The organism is Actinomadura sp. NPDC000929 (genome assembly GCF_040492065.1).
Taxonomy (GTDB): domain Bacteria; phylum Actinomycetota; class Actinomycetes; order Streptosporangiales; family Streptosporangiaceae; genus Spirillospora; species Spirillospora verrucosospora.
Genome location: NZ_JBEUPA010000020.1, coordinates 44,779 through 59,419 on the forward strand (window position 1 = coordinate 44,779; position 14,641 = coordinate 59,419).

The following is a 14,641-nucleotide window of genomic DNA, read 5'->3' on the forward strand; positions in this document are numbered from 1 at the left end:
CGTCATGCCCGAGGCCGTCATCGTCGATGCCGTCCGAACCCCGGTCGGCAAGCGGTACGGGGTCCTGTCGGGGCTCCACCCGGCGCAGTTGCTCGGGGCGGTGCAGCGCGGGCTGCTCGAACGCGCCGGCGTCGACGCCGCGACCGTCGGGCAGGTCGTCGGCGGCTGCGTGACGCAGGCGGGCGAGCAGTCCAACAACGTCACACGCAACGCCTGGCTGTACGCGGGCCTGCCGTACCAGACGGCGTGCACGACGATCGACTGCGCGTGCGGGTCGTCCCAGCAGGCCGTGCACCTCGTGGCGGGGCTGATCGCGTCCGGGGCGGTGCACACCGGGATCGGCTGCGGCGTCGAGGCGATGAGCCGGGTCTTCCTCGGCCAGGCGCTCACGCCGGAGACCGGCAGCCCGGCGCCGGACGGCTGGGACCTGGACATGCCCGACCAGTTCACCGCGGCCGAGCGCATCGCGAAGAAGCGCGGCATCACCCGGGAGGACGCGGACGCGTTCGGGCTGGCGTCGCAGGTCAAGGCGAACGCGGCGTGGGCGCGGGACCGCTTCGCGGGCCAGATCCTGGAGATCGAGGCGCCGGTCATGACCAGGGAGGGCCCCACGGGGGAGACCGCCGTCGTGACCCGCGACCAGGGTCTGCGCGACACGACCGCCGAGGCGCTCGCCGGGCTGAAGCCGGTCCTCCCGGACGGCGTCCACACCGCGGGCAACTCGTCGCAGATCAGCGACGGCGCCGCCGCGGTGCTGCTGATGGCGGCGGACCGGGCCGCCGAGCTGGGGATGCGCCCCCGGGCCCGGATCATCGCGTCCGGGATGGTGGGCTCCGACCCGTACTACCACCTGGACGGGCCGATCGAGGCGACGCGGCACGTGCTGGACCGGGCCCGGATGACGCTGTCCGACATCGACCTCGTGGAGATCAACGAGGCGTTCGCGTCGGTCGTGCTGTCGTGGGCCTCTGTGCACGGCGCGGACATGGACCGCGTCAACGTCAACGGCGGCGCCATCGCCCTCGGCCACGCGGTCGGCTCCACCGGCGCCCGCCTCATCACCCAGGCCGTGAACGAGCTGGAGCGGTCCGACAGGTCGACCGCCCTCGTCACGATGTGCGCGGGCGGCGCGCACTCCACGGCCACCATCATCGAACGGATCTGAGGAGCACATGACCATCGGGCTGACCGAGGAGCACCGCGACCTCCGCGACGCCGTGCGCGCGTTCACCTCCCGGCAGGTGACCCCCGCGGCCGTCCGCGCCGCCGTGGACGCCGAGCGGGAGAAGGCTCCCGCGTTCTGGGACGACCTCGCCGCGCAGGGCCTGCTCGGCCTGCACCTCCCCGAGGACGCGGGCGGCGCGGGCTACGGGATGGTCGAACTGGCCGTCGTCCTGGAGGAACTCGGACGGGCCGTCACCCCCGGCCCCTTCCTTCCGACGGTGCTCGCGAGCGCCGTGCTGCACCGCGCGGGACATGCCGAGCACCTGCCGTCCCTCGCCGACGGGAGCGCGGTCGGCGCCGTCGGGCTCGACGCGGGAAGCCTGGCGATCTCCCGCTCGGGCGGCGAGATCACGGTGACCGGCACGTCAGGGCCCGTCCTGGGCGCCCCCCTGGCTGATCTTCTCGTCCTCCCGGCGAAGGACGGCGACGCGACGGCCTGGATCCTGCTGCCCCGGGACGCCGTGAGGGTGGACGAACTGCCCAGCCACGACCTGACCCGGCGACTGGGCAGGGTCGGACCGGAGAACCGGACCGTCCCCGACGGGGCGGTCCTGGAGATCGGCTCGCAGGCCGTGCGGGACCTCGCGGCGGTGCTGTTCGCCGCCGAGGCGTCCGGCCTGGCGGACCGCGCGACGACCACCGCCGCCGAGTACGCCAAGGTCCGCGAGCAGTTCGGCCGTCCCATCGGGCAGTTCCAGGGGGTCAAGCACCGCTGCGCGCGGATGCTCGCGCACGCCGAACAGGCCCGCGCCTGCGCCTGGGACGCCGCCCGCGCCCACGACGAGGGGCGCGAGCGGGAGGCGTCGCTGGCGGCGGCGGTCGCCGGGGCCACCAGCGTCCAGGCCGCGTTCCAGACGGCGAAGGACTGCGTGCAGACCCTCGGCGGCATCGGCTTCACCTGGGAGCACGACGCGAGTCTCTACCTGCGCCGCGCCCAGACCCTCCGCGTCCTGCTCGGCTCCGCCGCGTCCTGGCGCCGCCGCGTCGCCCGCCTCACCCTCGACGGCGTCCGCCGCGAACTCCGCGTCGAGCTCCCCCCGGAGGCCGAGCGGATCCGCGCCGAGGTCCGCGCCGAGCTGGAGCCCGCGAAGGCCCTGGACGGCAAGGATCGCCTCGCCTACCTCGCCGCCCGCGGCTACACCTCGCCCCACCTGCCCCGGCCCTGGGGCAAGGGCGCCGACGCGGTGTCCCAGCTCGTCATCGCCGAGGAGATGCGCGCCGCCGGCCTGCGCGCCCACGACATGATCATCGGCAACTGGGTGGTGCCGACGCTGATCGCGCACGGTTCGGCCGCCCAGCACGAGCGCTTCCTGCCCGCCTCGCTGCACGGCGACATCCGCTGGTGCCAGCTGTTCTCCGAGCCCGGGGCCGGCTCCGACCTCGCCGCCCTCGGCACCCGCGCGGAGAAGGTCGAGGGCGGCTGGAAGATCACCGGGCAGAAGGTGTGGACGTCCATGGCCCGCGAGGCCGACTGGGGCATCCTGCTCGCGCGCACCGACCCGTCCGTCCCGAAGCACAAGGGCCTGTCGTACTTCCTGCTCGACATGAGGTCGCCCGGCATCGACATCCGGCCGCTGCGCGAGCTGACCGGCGACACCCTGTTCAACGAGGTGTTCCTGGACGGCGTCTTCATCCCCGACGACCTCCTCGTCGCCGCGCCGGGCGACGGCTGGAAGCTCGCCCGCACGACCCTCGCCAACGAACGCGTCTCGCTCTCGAACGACTCGTCCCTCGGCAGCGGAGGCGAGGCCCTCCTCAAACTGGCGACGGACGCGGACGACGAGCGCCTGACCACGCTCGGCGGCATCCTCTGCGACGCGCAGTCGAGCAGCCTGTTCGGCCTGCGCACGACGCTGCGCTCGCTCGCGGGCGGCCAGCCCGGCGCCGAGTCGAGCATCGGCAAGCTGATCGGCGTCGAGCACATCCAGCAGGTGTGGGAGACGGCCGTGGAGTGGATCGGCCCCGAAGCCCTCTCCGGCGAGGGAGAGGGCGGGATGGGCGACCCGACCTGGATGTTCCTGAACTCCCGCAACATGTCGATCGCCGGTGGCACCACCGACGTCCAGCTGAACATCATCGGCGAGCGCCTGCTCGGCCTTCCGCGCGACCCGCAGGCGGCGTCGTGAGCCTCGACCTCCAGGCCGAGCACCAGGCGACCGGCGTGGACGCGGCGGCCGCCGCGGCCCGCCGCGTCGTCGACGCGCTGGTCCGCTCCGGCGACCTCTCGGGCGCCGACATGTCCGACGTGGCCGACCGCCTGAACGCCGTGGCCGACGACCTGGAGGCGGCGGCCCCGCCGCTGCGCGACCGCCTGGTCGACATGTGGCGCGGCGACGGCAACACCCGCCACGACCCGGTCACCGGCCCCGAGAACCCGATCGCCCCGCCGCTCGCATACACCGCCGCGGACTCCCGCACCATCGAGGCCGCCACGACCTTGGGCCTGCCCTACCAGGGCCCGCCGTCCAGCGTCCACGGCGGGATCTCCGCCCTCCTCCTCGACCACACCCTCGGCGTGGCGAACGGATGGGCGGGCAAGTCGGGCATGACGGCGGAACTCACCCTCCGCTACCACCGCCTGACCCCCCTCTTCGAGCCCCTGACGATCAGCGCCCGCCAGGTCTCCGTGGACGGCCGCAAGATCCGCACGGTGGGAGCGATCCAGGCCGGCGGCGAGGACTGCGTGACCGCCGAGGGCCTCTTCATCGCCAAGTACCCGCCCCGCCCCCGCTGACCGTCACCCCGTCTGATCGAGCCGCATGGAGACGTAGTCGGTGAACCCCGCACGCCGGGCGAACCTGACGGGGCGCCGCCGGTACTCGGTGAACCCGAGCTTGGCGTAGAGGCCGAGCGCCGGGGCGTTGGTGTCCTTGATGTCGCGGAGCACGAACTCGTCGTACTCGGGAAGGGCGAGGATGTGCCGCATGAGCGCGGTCGCGACCCCGCGTCCCTGGCTGCCGGGCTCGGTCGTGACGAAGCCGATCTCTGCCAGGCCCGCCCGGGTCTCGTCCGCCGCGCCGAGAAACTGGGAGCGAAGGACGAGGTGGCTGATCGTGCCGTGCACCGCGCCCAGGTGGCGGCGGATCTCGGACCAGCGGGGCGCGAAGCACTCCTGCGCACCTGTGGTGACAGAGGCGACGGCCGCGGGTTCGCCCTCCAGGAGGGCGACGTAGAACCGGTTCAGCAGGATCATGTGCTGGAACGCATCGGCGAGCTTCTCCGGATCGGAGGAGAAGAACGCGAAGTCCTCGGCGAAGCCGTGGACCAGCACCGCGGTGATCCGCCGCCGGTAGTCCTCGCCCAGGTCATCGCCGCGCCTGACCTCGATCATCCGGACGCTCCTTCCGTGAGTACCCTCAGCACGATGTGGACGTCCGGGACGGCGAGCTCGGCACCGAGGGCGAGCCGCATGGTCGTCAGCCCGCCGAGGGTGGCGAAGTAGCACGCCGTGATCTGTTCCGGATCGCCGCCGCCGAACTCGCCGGCGGCCTGGCCGCGCCGCACGCACTCCGCGAAGGCGTGCCACATCGAGCGCTGCGCCCCGACGATTCGCTCGACCGTGCCGGGTGGTGTGTCGGTGGTGACCCCGTGGTTGACGACGACGACGAACTCGGCGGCGCCGTCGTCGGCCGTGACGTCGGCCAGAAAGCGGGCGGTGAACGCGCGGATCAGGTCCACCGGCCGCCCCTCTCCCGAAATCTCGGCCGTGAGCGCGACGAGGCCGGCGACAGCCTGGTCGAGCAGGGCCAGGTACAGCTCGTCCTTCGTGGCGTAGTGGCGGTAGATCGACCCGATGCTCACGTCCGCTTCTCGCGCGATGTCGCGGACGGTCGACGCCGCGAACCCTCGGCGGGCGAAGACCCGGACGGCGGCCGTCTGGATGACCTCGAGCGTTGCCGCGCGCAGCGCGGCGTTCTGCTCGGCAGTGCGCGGCATGGAACCCCCGAAATAAAATGAACTTTCGTTCACTCTACGGCAACGCGGCGACCACCGCCTGCACGATCGGCAGGCCCCGCCCCCGCGTCCCGGCGTCGTGCCCCGCTTCGAGTGCCCCGATCTCGAAGGGGCCTCGGGTGACGACGTCGGGCGCGTTCTGGACGGAGCCCAGGTCGTGTTCGTCGCCGGCGGGTACCCCATTTTCCTGCTTGAGCATGTTCGTCGTAGCGGGTTCGATCGCCTTGCTGCGCCCGCCGTCGCCGACGGGTCCCTGGCCTACGTGGGGATCTCGGCCGGGGCGGCTCTCGCCGGGCCGGATCTGCGGCCGCTCCAAGGTGCGGACGATCCTGGGGCCGTCGACTCCACCGCCGGGCTCGGCCTGGTCCCGTTCGTCGTGCTGCCGCACCGGAACCGGGGGCGGGCCGCGCGGCACGACCGGCTGACCGGCGACCCCGCCCGGACGTGGCCCGTGATCTCGATCAACGACGACCAGGCCGTCAGCGTCGTCGGCGACATCTTCGAGGTTCTGGATTCTCGGTAGGGAGCGCAGGGAGGCGCGTTCGGCTGACGGCTTCCTGCTGCGGCGGTGCTGTCGCCATGGACGGTGGTGGGTGACACCCGCGCACGAGGCGCGTGTGTCACGCAACCGAAACGTCTACACCACTCAAGGAGCACGACATGCGTCGTCTTCTCAGCCAGCGCCTTCTGACCATGCCGTCCGACCGCCGTCCCATGATCGTGGGCGGTTCGGCTCCGGTGACCGTCGTCGCCGAGGACCGTCAGGACATCCAGGTCGTCCTGGAGGGCGTCAACCTCAAGAGGATCGCCGAGCGGGCCATCCTGGAGCCCGTCGACGACAGGCACGTGATCATCAGGTGTGAGCGCCTGTGGAAGAGGGGCGGGTACCTCACGGCGGTCATCGTGCGTGTCCCGCGCGGCTCCGACTACATCCGCGTGGACACGTGGGGCCGTATCACCATGACCGGCCCGCTCCGGGTCGCACACCTGCACTCCGCCAAGCGCATCGAGGTCGAGGAGATTCCCTTGGACTCCTCGTTCCAGGTGAGGACCACGCGCCGCTTCGGCCAGCCCATCACGGTCGGGAGGACCAGCGGTGACCTCACGGCGTGGACCAAGGGAGGATCCGTGCAGATCGTGGCGGACCACCCCCAGAGCCTCCGCATCAGCACCATCGGAGGCGACATCGATCTCCGCGGCCTCTGGGACGACGAAGCCCTGAAGATCTTCGGCGACAGGGGGCGCGTGACCTATCGGAGGGGCATCTGACCCTTCACGGGTAACGGCCACTGGCCGTCACCTGCCACAAAGGCTTCGGCGCCAGCCGAAGCCCCCCAGAAGGGCCCGGCGCTAGCCGGGCCCTTCTGTTCGCCCATCGTTGGTTCGCGACCGGACGCCCGACAGGTACCTCGGACGGGTCACTGCACTAGCGGCCGGTGCCCAGGGCGGTGTGGGGGTTGCAGCCCCGCGTGGCCTCGGTTCGGGACGGGGCCCATGCCTTCGTCTTGCCTGGGCTGACCCTGGCGAGGACGCAGCGCCCCTTACCCGTCGTCGTGGCGCCGGAGACCAGAGCCACGCCCACGGCGAAGTCGGACTGGGGCTCGGTTTCGATTCTGATCGCGGGGTGCAGGCCGAGTTTCGCCAGCGCGGCGCGGACGTCCCTCTCCTCCACGCCGCGTCCCGAGGGAAGCGCGTTCACCTTGGGCAGGGCTCGCTCGATCCGCGTGACGGAGATCGGCGGTGTCTCGGGCCATGGGGCGAACGTCGGGGGAGCGCCGTCCGGGCAGGGGGCGGGCGGCGGGGCGGGGTTCCACTCGCCGGGCCCGCCGTCGAAGGTCAGCTCGAAGCAGCGGTCCACGGTGATCTGTCCGGGGCCCCGGAACAGGCCCTCGCTTCGTTGTGCCCTGCCGGAGACCCGCATGATCACACGGACGCCGCCGGGGTCACCGGTTCGGGCACCCGTCACCTTCAGGACCCTGACGCCCTTGAGGTCCGCGATGTGATGGCCGATGTCGTCCGCCTCGACCAGCCGGGTGCCGTACATGGCGTTGCCGACCGTCCGGGCGCTGGCCCGCGCGTCACCCGCGGCGTTCCGCTCGGCTGCGGCGTCCGCGCAGCCGGCGGCGGTGAGGGCGGTGACGGCGAGGGCCGCGATCATGGTGGGTCGCACGGGTCGACCCAACCACACGAGCACTGATCCGTGTCCTTCCCCCCTTTCGGCCTTGACCCTCACATGGATGTGACGCTTTAGCGTGCGAGGTGTTGCCGACCGATGGTTTCGAGGAGGCGGAGAGTGTCCGGAGCGGTGGTCATCGGAGCAGGTCCGGGGATCGGGCAGGCGGTCGCGCGCAGATTCGCCAGGGAGGGATATCTGATCGCCCTCGTGGCTCGCGGAGACGAGACGCTGCGGGCCGCGGCTCGCGCCGTCGAGCCCAGCGGGGTGCCGGTCGTCACCCTCGCGGCCGACTGCGCCGACGAGGACGCCCTGCGGGCCGCCCTCGACCGGGCCGTCGCAGCACACGGCCTGCCCGACGTCGTGGTCTACAACGCCGCGATCGTCCAGGCCGATGCGCCGGGGGAGCTGTCGGCGCGCGCACACCTGGAGGCCTGGGCGGTCAACGTCGTCGGCGCGCACACCGCCGCCGCCCATCTGGCTCCGGAGATGGCGCGCCGCGGAAGCGGATCGATCCTCATCACCGGAGGCATGCCCGAGCCGAAATGGCAGTACACCAGCCTCTCCCTCGGCAAGGCAGGGGTCCGGACCCTGGTCCGGGTCCTCGACCAGCGGTACGGGGACGCCGGAGTGCACGCCGCCAGCGTCACCGTCGACGGAGCCGTCGCGCCGGGCACCGACTTCGATCCCGACGACATCGCCGAGCACTACTGGCGCCTGCACGGCCAGCCGCGGCACCAGTGGGAGCACGAGGTCCTGCACACCGTGCGGTCGGCGCCGGGCGTCCTCCCGGGGCTGCTGGACGCCTGGCGGCGCGCCTTCGACCGGCGCCGGCCCGCCGACCTGGCCTCGCTCTTCAGCCCGGACGCGCTCTTCCAGGGCATCACCCCCTCCCTGCGCCGGGGCAGGGAGGAGATCCTCGGCTACTACGCCGACGTCCCCGAAGGCACGACGGCCCGGGTCGACGTGCTCGGCGAGACCCGCCTCGGCGAACGCCTGGTGAGCGGGTTCGCCGAAGTGACCTTCACCGCCCCCACCGGTGAGGACCGCTCCGTGCGGCTGTCCGTCGTCGCCGAGCAGCACGACGACGCATGGCTCATCCGCCAGTATCACGCCGCCGGCTGACGACCGGCCTCAGTCAGGCCAGCCGTCGGAGTTGCGGCAGGACTCGCGGGAGATGCCCGAGCCGGTGTCCGGGAAGTCCCCGAAGCGTTCGTTGTGCCGGTGGGCGAAGAAGTAGCACATCGACTCGCATTCGGCGTCCGGGACGGCGACGCGGGGGTCCGCGGCGACGGCCGTGTAGAAGTCGCGGCCCATGGCCACGACGAAGCCGCGCGCGTAGAGGAAGCCGTCGTCGGAGCCGTCCGTCACCTCGTGGACGTCGGCCCGGTCGATGTCGTAGAGGAGTCGCTCGCACGCCCGGTCGAGGTCGGTCAGCTCGCTCGCGGACAGGTCGCGGGCGGCTTCGGCGAGGTTGCCGAGGAACGCGTCCAGGGCCTTGTCGACCACGGAGATCTCGGTCATCTCCCAGACGTCCGCGGACAGGTCGCGGGTGGTGAGGGCCCGTCGTGCGGCGGCGACCTCGGCGCCCAGGGGCGCCCACGCGGCCTCGATCACGTCCCAGAAACGCTCGTCGGTCATGGCCGAAGCCAACCAGGAGCCGCCGACAGTTCACCGGTGTGGGACTGGTTCAGTGGCCGCAATCTACATAGACTGAATCTACGTAGATTCGTGCTACATACTTGGGGGGCCCGATGTTCATCGGTCGGAGGGCTGAGCTGGCGCTGTTGGGGAAGCGGCTGGAGCGGGTCGCGACCACCGGGGCCGGGACGGCGGTCGCCCTGCGCGGTCGTCGCCAGGTGGGCAAGTCGCGGCTCGTCCAGGAGTTCTGCGACCGGGCCGGTGTGCCGTACCTGTTCTCGGCCGCCACGAAGGGGGCGTCGCCCGTCGAGGCGGTGGCCGCGTTCACGCGCGACCTCAGGGAATCGGCCCTGCCGAGCGAACCCGACCTCGTCCCCCGGTTGGACGGCGGCAACTGGCCCGACGCGTTCAGGGTCCTGGCGGCGACGCTTCCGGACACGCCGTCCATCGTCGTGCTGGACGAGCTGCCGTGGCTCGCCGAGCAGGACCCCGTGTTCGACGGCGCGTTGCAGACCGCGTGGGATCGGCTTCTTTCGTCCAAGCCCGTCCTGCTCCTGCTCCTGGGAAGCGACCTGCACATGATGGAGCGCCTCACCGCGTACGACCGGCCGTTCTACGGGCGGGCCGACAACCTGGTGCTCGGTCCGCTGAACCCGGCCGACCTGGGCCGGGCACTCGGGCTCGGCGCCGCCGACGCCATCGACGCGCACCTGGTCTCCGGAGGGCTTCCGGGCATCGTCCGGACCTGGCCTCATGCCACGCCCGCGCTGGACTTCATGCGGGACGAGTGCGCCGACCCGGCGGCGGCCCTGTTCGGCGTGCCGGAGGCGTCCCTTCTGGCGGAGTTCCCCAATCCCGACACGGCGCGGCGCGTGCTGGAGGCCATCGGCTCGGGCGACCGGACGCACGCCAACATCGCCGCGGCGGCCGGTGGGCGCGGCGAGGCGCTCCCGTCCGGGACCCTGTCGCCCCTCCTGCGCCGGCTGACCCGGGAGAAGCGCGTCCTCGCCGAGGAGCACCCCCTCTCCACGAAGCCGGGCAGGCCCGCCCTGTACCGGATCGCCGACAGCAACATGCGCCTCTACCTGGCGGTCCTCCGGTCGGCCCACGAGCAGGCCCGCCGGGGACGGCCGGACGCGGGCTTCCGCCTGATCGAGCGCCGCTGGACGTCCTGGCGGGGCCGGGCCGTGGAACCGCTCGTCCGGCAGGCCCTAGAGCTGTCGGATCTGCCCTGGGCGGACCTCGGTGCCGTCGGCGGCTGGTGGAACCGCCGCTTCGATCCGGAGGTCGACCTCGTCGGCGCCGACCGCGCTCCCGTGGCGAACCGGATCCACTTCGCCGGCTCGATCAAATGGCTGAACGGCCCGTTCGACGACCGCGACCTGGCGGACCTCCGCCGAGCCGCGAACGAGGTCCCCGGCCTGGACCCGCCGGTCGCGGGGCTCGTCGTGGTGTCGCTCTCCGGCGCGGACATCACCGGAGACGTCGCCCTGAGCTGGGGTCCCGACGATGTGGTCGGCGCCTGGCGCCAGTAGACGAGCGCCGATGTCACGTTTTCGGCGCCGGGCCAGTCGTGACGGGTGAAGACATAAGGGATTCACTTGGAGGAGTCATGGCAGCGGCCATCCTGGTCACCGGTGGGACGGGCACGCTCGGGCGGCAGGTCGTCCCGCGGCTGCGGGAAGCCGGGCGGGACGTGCGGGTGCTCAGCCGCAGCGAGCGGAAGCCCGCCGGCGGCGTCGAGTATGTGACCGGCGACCTGTTCAGGGACGAGGGCATCGACGCCGCGCTGGACGGCATCGAGACCGTCCTGCACCTCGCGGGCGGCAACAAGGGCGATGACGTGGTCGCGCGGAACCTGGTGCGCGCCGCCTCGCGCGCGGGGGTGAGGCACCTCGTGCTCATCTCGGTCATCGGGGCCGACAGCGTGCCGCTGGCCTGGCTCAGGTCCCAGCTGGAAGTGGAGCGGGCCGTGGAGGGGTCGGGCGTGCCGTACACGATCCTGCGGGCCGCGCAGTTCCACGACCTGGTGTTCAAGGTGGTGCAGGGGATGGCGAAGTCCCCGGTGGTGCCGGTCCCGGGCGGGCTCCGCTTCCAGCCGGTGGACGCGCGCGACGTCGCGGAGCGGCTCGTGGAGCTGGCGCTGGGCGAACCGGCCGGCCGCGTTCCCGACCTGGCCGGGCCTCAGGTGTTCCCGATCGGCACGCTCATCCGCGGCTACCTGAAGGCGAGCGGCAAGCGCCGCGCGACGATGCCCGTCCGCATCCCGGGAAAGGCCGGGCGCGCCTACCGCGCCGGCGACAACCTCTCCGTTGAGGGAGCCGACCAGGGCAAGCGCACTTGGGAGGACTTCCAGGCCGAGCAGCTCGGCCACCCCGCCCCCGCCCCAGCGGCGGCAGGCTGAGCGAGCTCACGGTTGCTCGCCGCGGGCCAGGCGGCGCATGCGGGCGTCCTGTTCGGCCATCGGAGGCAGCCCGGCCTCGGCGCGGCGCTCGTCGAGGCCGCCGGGGTCCTCGATCGGCCGCGGCCCGAAGACGCCTCCGGCCGTGCCGTACTGCGTCCCGTACAGCTGGGGGCGCCCGGCGTTGACCCGGACGCGGTCCTCCAGGTAGGCGAGGTCCGCACGGTCGGCGTCCCCAGCCTCGACCGCCCCGCGCAAGGCCCTGAGGAACATGCGCTGGAGGTGCGGCCGCCGGTCGGCGTGCTGGGCGAGCAGCCAGGCAGCGTGCGCGGCCTCCGCGCCGACGGCCGCGACGCCCGGCCATCCGTGCCGGCGGACGGCGCGGGCCAGCCACGTCGTGTTGCGCCGGTCGGTCCAGAGGGAGCGCAGCCCCTGCACGAGCGTCAGCCGTCCATCGGGCTCGGCCGCCTCCCGGACCCGCTGGTCGTGTTCGGCCCGGCGTAACAACTCGTCCCGCAGCATGCCTCCACTATCGCGAGAAGCCGGGCGGGTTACAGGACTTCGGTTTCGACCTGTTTGCGGAGGACCTTTCCGGTCGCGTTGCGGGGGAGGGGGTCGGTGGTGACGTGCCAGCGGGACGGGACCTTGAAGTAGGCGAGCCGCTCCCGGGCGAAGTCGGCCAGCTCCTCGGCGGCGGGCGGGGCGTCGGCGAAGACGGCGACCGCGGCGACCTCCTGGCCGAGGTCGGGGTGGGGCACGCCGATGACGATGCACTCGCGCAGCCCCGGGTACTCGGCGAGGACGTTCTCGATCTCCGCCGGGTAGACGTTCTCGCCGCCGCGGATGATCAGGTCGGAGCGGCGGGTGGTGAGCCGCAGCCGGCCCTGCTCGACCATGCCGATGTCGCCGGTGTGCAGCCAGCGGTCGGCGTCGAACGCGCGGGCGGTGGCCTCGGGGTCGCGCCAGTAGCCGACCATGTTGTAGGCGCTGCGGACGCAGACCTCGCCCTCGACTCCGTCGGGGAGCGGCCTGTTGTCCGGGTCGCGGATCTCCAGCTGCACCCCGACCGACGGGCGGCCGAGGGTCCCCGGCGCCTCCTCCAGGTCGGCGGGGGTGGCGGTGGACACGCCGGTGCACGACTCGGTGAGGCCGTAGCTGTCGACCAGGCCGCCCTTCGCGGGCGGGAACACCGCGCGCAGCCGCTCCTTGAACGCCGGTGAGGACGGCGCGGTGGCCAGCGAGAACGCCGTGAGCGAGGAGACGTCGTACTTCGACAGGTCGCCGTGCTCGATCATCCGGTGCGCCATGGTGGGGACGGCGCCCCAGTTGGTCACGCGCTCCCGCTCGATGAGGCCGAGCACCTTGTCCACGTCGAAGCCGCCCTCGTGCATGATCACGGCGGTGCCGGTGGCGAGCCGGGGCACGGCGAGGTTGTGCAGGCACGCGATGTGGAACAGCGGCAGCGCCAGCAGGTAGCGGCGGGACGCGGGGTCCACCGGGTCGCCGAAGGCGCGCATCAGGGCGTCGTTGAAGCGGTGGTACTCGATCACCGAGGTCAGGTTCCGGTGCGAGTGGACGGCCCCCTTGGGACGGCCCGACGTGCCGCTCGTGTAGAGGATCACCGCCGGGTCGTCCTCGGCGACCCGCGGGGGCTCCAGGACGGCGCCGGGGTAGCGGCGCGTCAGCGACGGGACGTCCCGCTCCATCGTCAGCACGTCCTCGGAGATCAGCGCGGCGCGCTTCTCGTCGGCGATGACGACCTTCGGGTCGGTGTGCCCGAGGGCGTACTCGATCTCGCGGGGCGCCCACCAGGCGTTGTAGCCGACCGCGACGGCCCCGGCGGCGATCGCCGCCCAGAACGAGACGATCCACTCGGGGCTGTTGGCGGCGTCGATCGCGATGCGGTCCCCGGGGCGCACGCCGAGGTCGTCGCGCAGCGCCTTCGCCATGGAGGCGACGGCGGCGGCGTGCTCGGCGAAGCTCAGCCGCCGGTCCGCGGTGACGATGTAGTCGCGGTCGCCGTGGGACGCCGAGTGGACGAGCACCTCGCCGAGGCTTCGGGCGCGGTTCGCGAACACCGGGATCCGGGCGCCGAGCACCTCCTCCTCCCGCAGCTCGAACTCGCCGCCGGGACCGGTCAGCTGCCGGACGATCTCCATCGGGACCCCTCCTCCTCGCCGGACGCGCTCATTGTCGGCCGCCCCACCACGGGCTTCACCAGGGCATTCCGCTCAGCGGGACCGTCGCCCGCACCTCCGGTCGAGGTAATTCCCGGTGAGCGGGACTGGTCCCTTCACGTGGTCCCCATCACATCACCATGGGCCCTCACCAGGACTGATTCAGCCCGGTCCCGCCGCGTGCGGCGACACGACCGGGCTGGGCGCGAGCAGGACTGAGCGGAGTCGTTTCATGGGAAGCCTCAGCGGCAAGGTCGCGATCGTGACCGGAGCGGGACAGGGCGTCGGGCAGGGCATCGCCCTCGCGCTGGCGTCGGAGGGCGCGGCGGTCGCCGTGCTCGGCAGGACGCGGGCCAAGCTCGACGCGACGTGCGAGCTGGTCCGGGCGCGCGGCGCCGAGGCCGAGGCGTTCGAGTGCGACGTCGCCGACACCGAGGCGATCCCCGCGGTGGTCGAGCGCGTCGCCGCGACGTTCGGCGGCGTCGACATCCTCGTCAACAACGCCTACTCCGGCGCCTACGGGCCGCTCCTGGAGATGAGCGACCGCGCGTTCCGGAAGGGGTTCACGACCGGCCCGTTCGCCGCGTTCGCGTTCATGAAGGCGTGCCACCCGCACATGAAGGCGCGCGGCGGCGGCAGCATCGTCAACCTCGTCACCTCCGCCATGGTCCGCTGGGACCCCACCACCTTCGGAGCCTACGCGGCCGCCAAGCAGGCGCTCCGGTCGCTGACCCGCACGGCCGCCGCCGAGTGGGGACCGGACGGGATCCGCGCCAACAGCATCGCCCCGCACGCCCTCTCGCCCGGGCTGAAGTGGTGGGCGGAGACGAACCCCGAGGAGGCCGAGGAGTTCCGCAGGACGATCCCCCTCGGCTACATCGGCGACTGCGAGGACGACATCGGCAAGGCCGTGGCGGCGCTCGTCCAGCCGGCCATGCGCTACCTCACCGGCGCCACCATCCCGCTTGACGGCGGCCAGGCCCACTTCGGCTGAACCGGCGGCGACAGAGACCACGCCCCCCGCCTGGCAACACCCCACCACCCCATCTCAACCCACCCCATGCCACCGGC

Annotated in this window: 16 protein-coding genes; 9 read left to right on the plus strand and 7 right to left on the minus strand. The window is 72.6% G+C overall.

Annotated elements, in window-relative coordinates; genetic code table 11:
* Nucleotides 1-4 precede the first annotated feature (4 nt).
* Genes ABWI04_RS10590 through ABWI04_RS10600 form a run of 3 tightly spaced genes read left to right on the plus strand, consistent with a single transcriptional unit; the run spans nucleotide 5 to nucleotide 3,958 of the window.
* Nucleotides 5-1,165 carry a steroid 3-ketoacyl-CoA thiolase gene (locus tag ABWI04_RS10590; RefSeq protein WP_353832233.1) on the plus strand — a complete coding sequence of 387 codons (1,161 nt, stop codon included), beginning with the start codon at nucleotides 5-7 and terminating at the stop codon, nucleotides 1,163-1,165.
* 7 nt (nucleotides 1,166-1,172) lie between these two features.
* On the plus strand, nucleotides 1,173-3,350 hold the full coding sequence (locus ABWI04_RS10595; RefSeq protein ID WP_353832235.1) for an acyl-CoA dehydrogenase family protein: 2,178 nt from the start codon (nucleotides 1,173-1,175) through the stop codon (nucleotides 3,348-3,350).
* Complete coding sequence (locus ABWI04_RS10600; RefSeq protein WP_353832236.1) at nucleotides 3,347-3,958, plus strand: PaaI family thioesterase; 612 nt, start codon at nucleotides 3,347-3,349, stop codon at nucleotides 3,956-3,958. The genes ABWI04_RS10595 and ABWI04_RS10600 overlap by 4 nt, the downstream gene beginning before the upstream one ends.
* Nucleotides 3,959-3,961: 3 nt before the next feature.
* Here the strand turns inward: ABWI04_RS10600 and ABWI04_RS10605 are convergent, their stop codons facing one another.
* From ABWI04_RS10605 to ABWI04_RS10615, 3 genes are read right to left on the minus strand one after another with little or no spacing between them, the layout of a single operon-like run.
* Nucleotides 3,962-4,555, minus strand: coding sequence for a GNAT family N-acetyltransferase (locus ABWI04_RS10605; protein WP_353832238.1), 594 nt, complete (start codon nucleotides 4,553-4,555; stop codon nucleotides 3,962-3,964).
* A complete protein-coding gene (locus ABWI04_RS10610; RefSeq protein ID WP_353832240.1) occupies nucleotides 4,552-5,160 on the minus strand; it encodes a TetR/AcrR family transcriptional regulator in 609 nt (202 codons plus the stop codon). The genes ABWI04_RS10605 and ABWI04_RS10610 overlap by 4 nt, the downstream gene beginning before the upstream one ends.
* A gap of 34 nt (nucleotides 5,161-5,194) precedes the next feature.
* Entirely contained in the window at nucleotides 5,195-5,377 is a 183-nt protein-coding gene (locus tag ABWI04_RS10615; protein ID WP_353832268.1) for a hypothetical protein, read from the minus strand.
* On the opposite strand from ABWI04_RS10615, the gene ABWI04_RS10620 reads away from it, so the two are divergent.
* Complete coding sequence (locus tag ABWI04_RS10620; protein WP_353832267.1) at nucleotides 5,336-5,701, plus strand: Type 1 glutamine amidotransferase-like domain-containing protein; 366 nt, start codon at nucleotides 5,336-5,338, stop codon at nucleotides 5,699-5,701. The two genes, ABWI04_RS10615 and ABWI04_RS10620, sit on opposite strands and share 42 nt — an antisense overlap.
* Nucleotides 5,702-5,838: 137 nt before the next feature.
* Nucleotides 5,839-6,447, plus strand: coding sequence for a hypothetical protein (locus tag ABWI04_RS10625; protein WP_353832241.1), 609 nt, complete (start codon nucleotides 5,839-5,841; stop codon nucleotides 6,445-6,447).
* 157 nt (nucleotides 6,448-6,604) lie between these two features.
* Here the strand turns inward: ABWI04_RS10625 and ABWI04_RS10630 are convergent, their stop codons facing one another.
* Nucleotides 6,605-7,348 carry a hypothetical protein gene (locus ABWI04_RS10630; protein WP_353832243.1) on the minus strand — a complete coding sequence of 248 codons (744 nt, stop codon included), beginning with the start codon at nucleotides 7,346-7,348 and terminating at the stop codon, nucleotides 6,605-6,607.
* Nucleotides 7,349-7,471: 123 nt separating this feature from the next.
* Between ABWI04_RS10630 and ABWI04_RS10635 the strand changes: the two genes are divergently transcribed.
* On the plus strand, nucleotides 7,472-8,476 hold the full coding sequence (locus ABWI04_RS10635; RefSeq protein WP_345179303.1) for an SDR family NAD(P)-dependent oxidoreductase: 1,005 nt from the start codon (nucleotides 7,472-7,474) through the stop codon (nucleotides 8,474-8,476).
* A gap of 9 nt (nucleotides 8,477-8,485) precedes the next feature.
* Here the strand turns inward: ABWI04_RS10635 and ABWI04_RS10640 are convergent, their stop codons facing one another.
* Nucleotides 8,486-8,992, minus strand: coding sequence for a DUF4240 domain-containing protein (locus ABWI04_RS10640; RefSeq protein WP_353832244.1), 507 nt, complete (start codon nucleotides 8,990-8,992; stop codon nucleotides 8,486-8,488).
* A 113-nt stretch (nucleotides 8,993-9,105) separates the two neighbouring features.
* Between ABWI04_RS10640 and ABWI04_RS10645 the strand changes: the two genes are divergently transcribed.
* Together ABWI04_RS10645 and ABWI04_RS10650 are read left to right on the plus strand one after the other, a co-directional pair.
* Nucleotides 9,106-10,527, plus strand: coding sequence for an AAA family ATPase (locus tag ABWI04_RS10645; protein WP_353832245.1), 1,422 nt, complete (start codon nucleotides 9,106-9,108; stop codon nucleotides 10,525-10,527).
* 77 nt (nucleotides 10,528-10,604) lie between these two features.
* Nucleotides 10,605-11,396: an SDR family oxidoreductase gene (locus ABWI04_RS10650; protein ID WP_353832246.1), complete on the plus strand. Its 792-nt coding sequence runs from the start codon at nucleotides 10,605-10,607 to the stop codon at nucleotides 11,394-11,396.
* Nucleotides 11,397-11,402: 6 nt separating this feature from the next.
* Here the strand turns inward: ABWI04_RS10650 and ABWI04_RS10655 are convergent, their stop codons facing one another.
* Together ABWI04_RS10655 and casG are read right to left on the minus strand one after the other, a co-directional pair.
* Nucleotides 11,403-11,915 carry a DUF6624 domain-containing protein gene (locus tag ABWI04_RS10655; RefSeq protein ID WP_353832247.1) on the minus strand — a complete coding sequence of 171 codons (513 nt, stop codon included), beginning with the start codon at nucleotides 11,913-11,915 and terminating at the stop codon, nucleotides 11,403-11,405.
* A 29-nt stretch (nucleotides 11,916-11,944) separates the two neighbouring features.
* Nucleotides 11,945-13,552 carry a steroid-24-oyl-CoA synthetase gene (gene casG, locus ABWI04_RS10660; RefSeq protein ID WP_345179312.1) on the minus strand — a complete coding sequence of 536 codons (1,608 nt, stop codon included), beginning with the start codon at nucleotides 13,550-13,552 and terminating at the stop codon, nucleotides 11,945-11,947.
* Between the two features lie 250 nt (nucleotides 13,553-13,802).
* On the opposite strand from casG, the gene ABWI04_RS10665 reads away from it, so the two are divergent.
* Nucleotides 13,803-14,564, plus strand: a complete 762-nt coding sequence (locus tag ABWI04_RS10665) for an SDR family NAD(P)-dependent oxidoreductase (RefSeq protein WP_345179313.1) — start codon at nucleotides 13,803-13,805, stop codon at nucleotides 14,562-14,564.
* Nucleotides 14,565-14,641: the final 77 nt, after the last annotated feature.

What these genes read in the sequence shown, in the direction of transcription:
- casG (WP_345179312.1), bottom strand. Translation starts at nt 13,552, where the DNA reads ATGGAGATCGTCCGGCAGCTGACCGGTCCCGGCGGCGAGTTCGAGCTG.
- ABWI04_RS10595 (WP_353832235.1), top strand. Translation starts at nt 1,173, where the DNA reads ATGACCATCGGGCTGACCGAGGAGCACCGCGACCTCCGCGACGCCGTG.
- ABWI04_RS10590 (WP_353832233.1), top strand. Translation starts at nt 5, where the DNA reads ATGCCCGAGGCCGTCATCGTCGATGCCGTCCGAACCCCGGTCGGCAAG.
- ABWI04_RS10650 (WP_353832246.1), top strand. Translation starts at nt 10,605, where the DNA reads ATGGCAGCGGCCATCCTGGTCACCGGTGGGACGGGCACGCTCGGGCGG.
- ABWI04_RS10640 (WP_353832244.1), bottom strand. Translation starts at nt 8,992, where the DNA reads ATGACCGACGAGCGTTTCTGGGACGTGATCGAGGCCGCGTGGGCGCCC.
- ABWI04_RS10655 (WP_353832247.1), bottom strand. Translation starts at nt 11,915, where the DNA reads ATGCTGCGGGACGAGTTGTTACGCCGGGCCGAACACGACCAGCGGGTC.
- ABWI04_RS10625 (WP_353832241.1), top strand. Translation starts at nt 5,839, where the DNA reads ATGCGTCGTCTTCTCAGCCAGCGCCTTCTGACCATGCCGTCCGACCGC.
- ABWI04_RS10605 (WP_353832238.1), bottom strand. Translation starts at nt 4,555, where the DNA reads ATGATCGAGGTCAGGCGCGGCGATGACCTGGGCGAGGACTACCGGCGG.
- ABWI04_RS10645 (WP_353832245.1), top strand. Translation starts at nt 9,106, where the DNA reads ATGTTCATCGGTCGGAGGGCTGAGCTGGCGCTGTTGGGGAAGCGGCTG.
- ABWI04_RS10610 (WP_353832240.1), bottom strand. Translation starts at nt 5,160, where the DNA reads ATGCCGCGCACTGCCGAGCAGAACGCCGCGCTGCGCGCGGCAACGCTC.
- ABWI04_RS10665 (WP_345179313.1), top strand. Translation starts at nt 13,803, where the DNA reads ATGGGAAGCCTCAGCGGCAAGGTCGCGATCGTGACCGGAGCGGGACAG.
- ABWI04_RS10615 (WP_353832268.1), bottom strand. Translation starts at nt 5,377, where the DNA reads ATGCTCAAGCAGGAAAATGGGGTACCCGCCGGCGACGAACACGACCTG.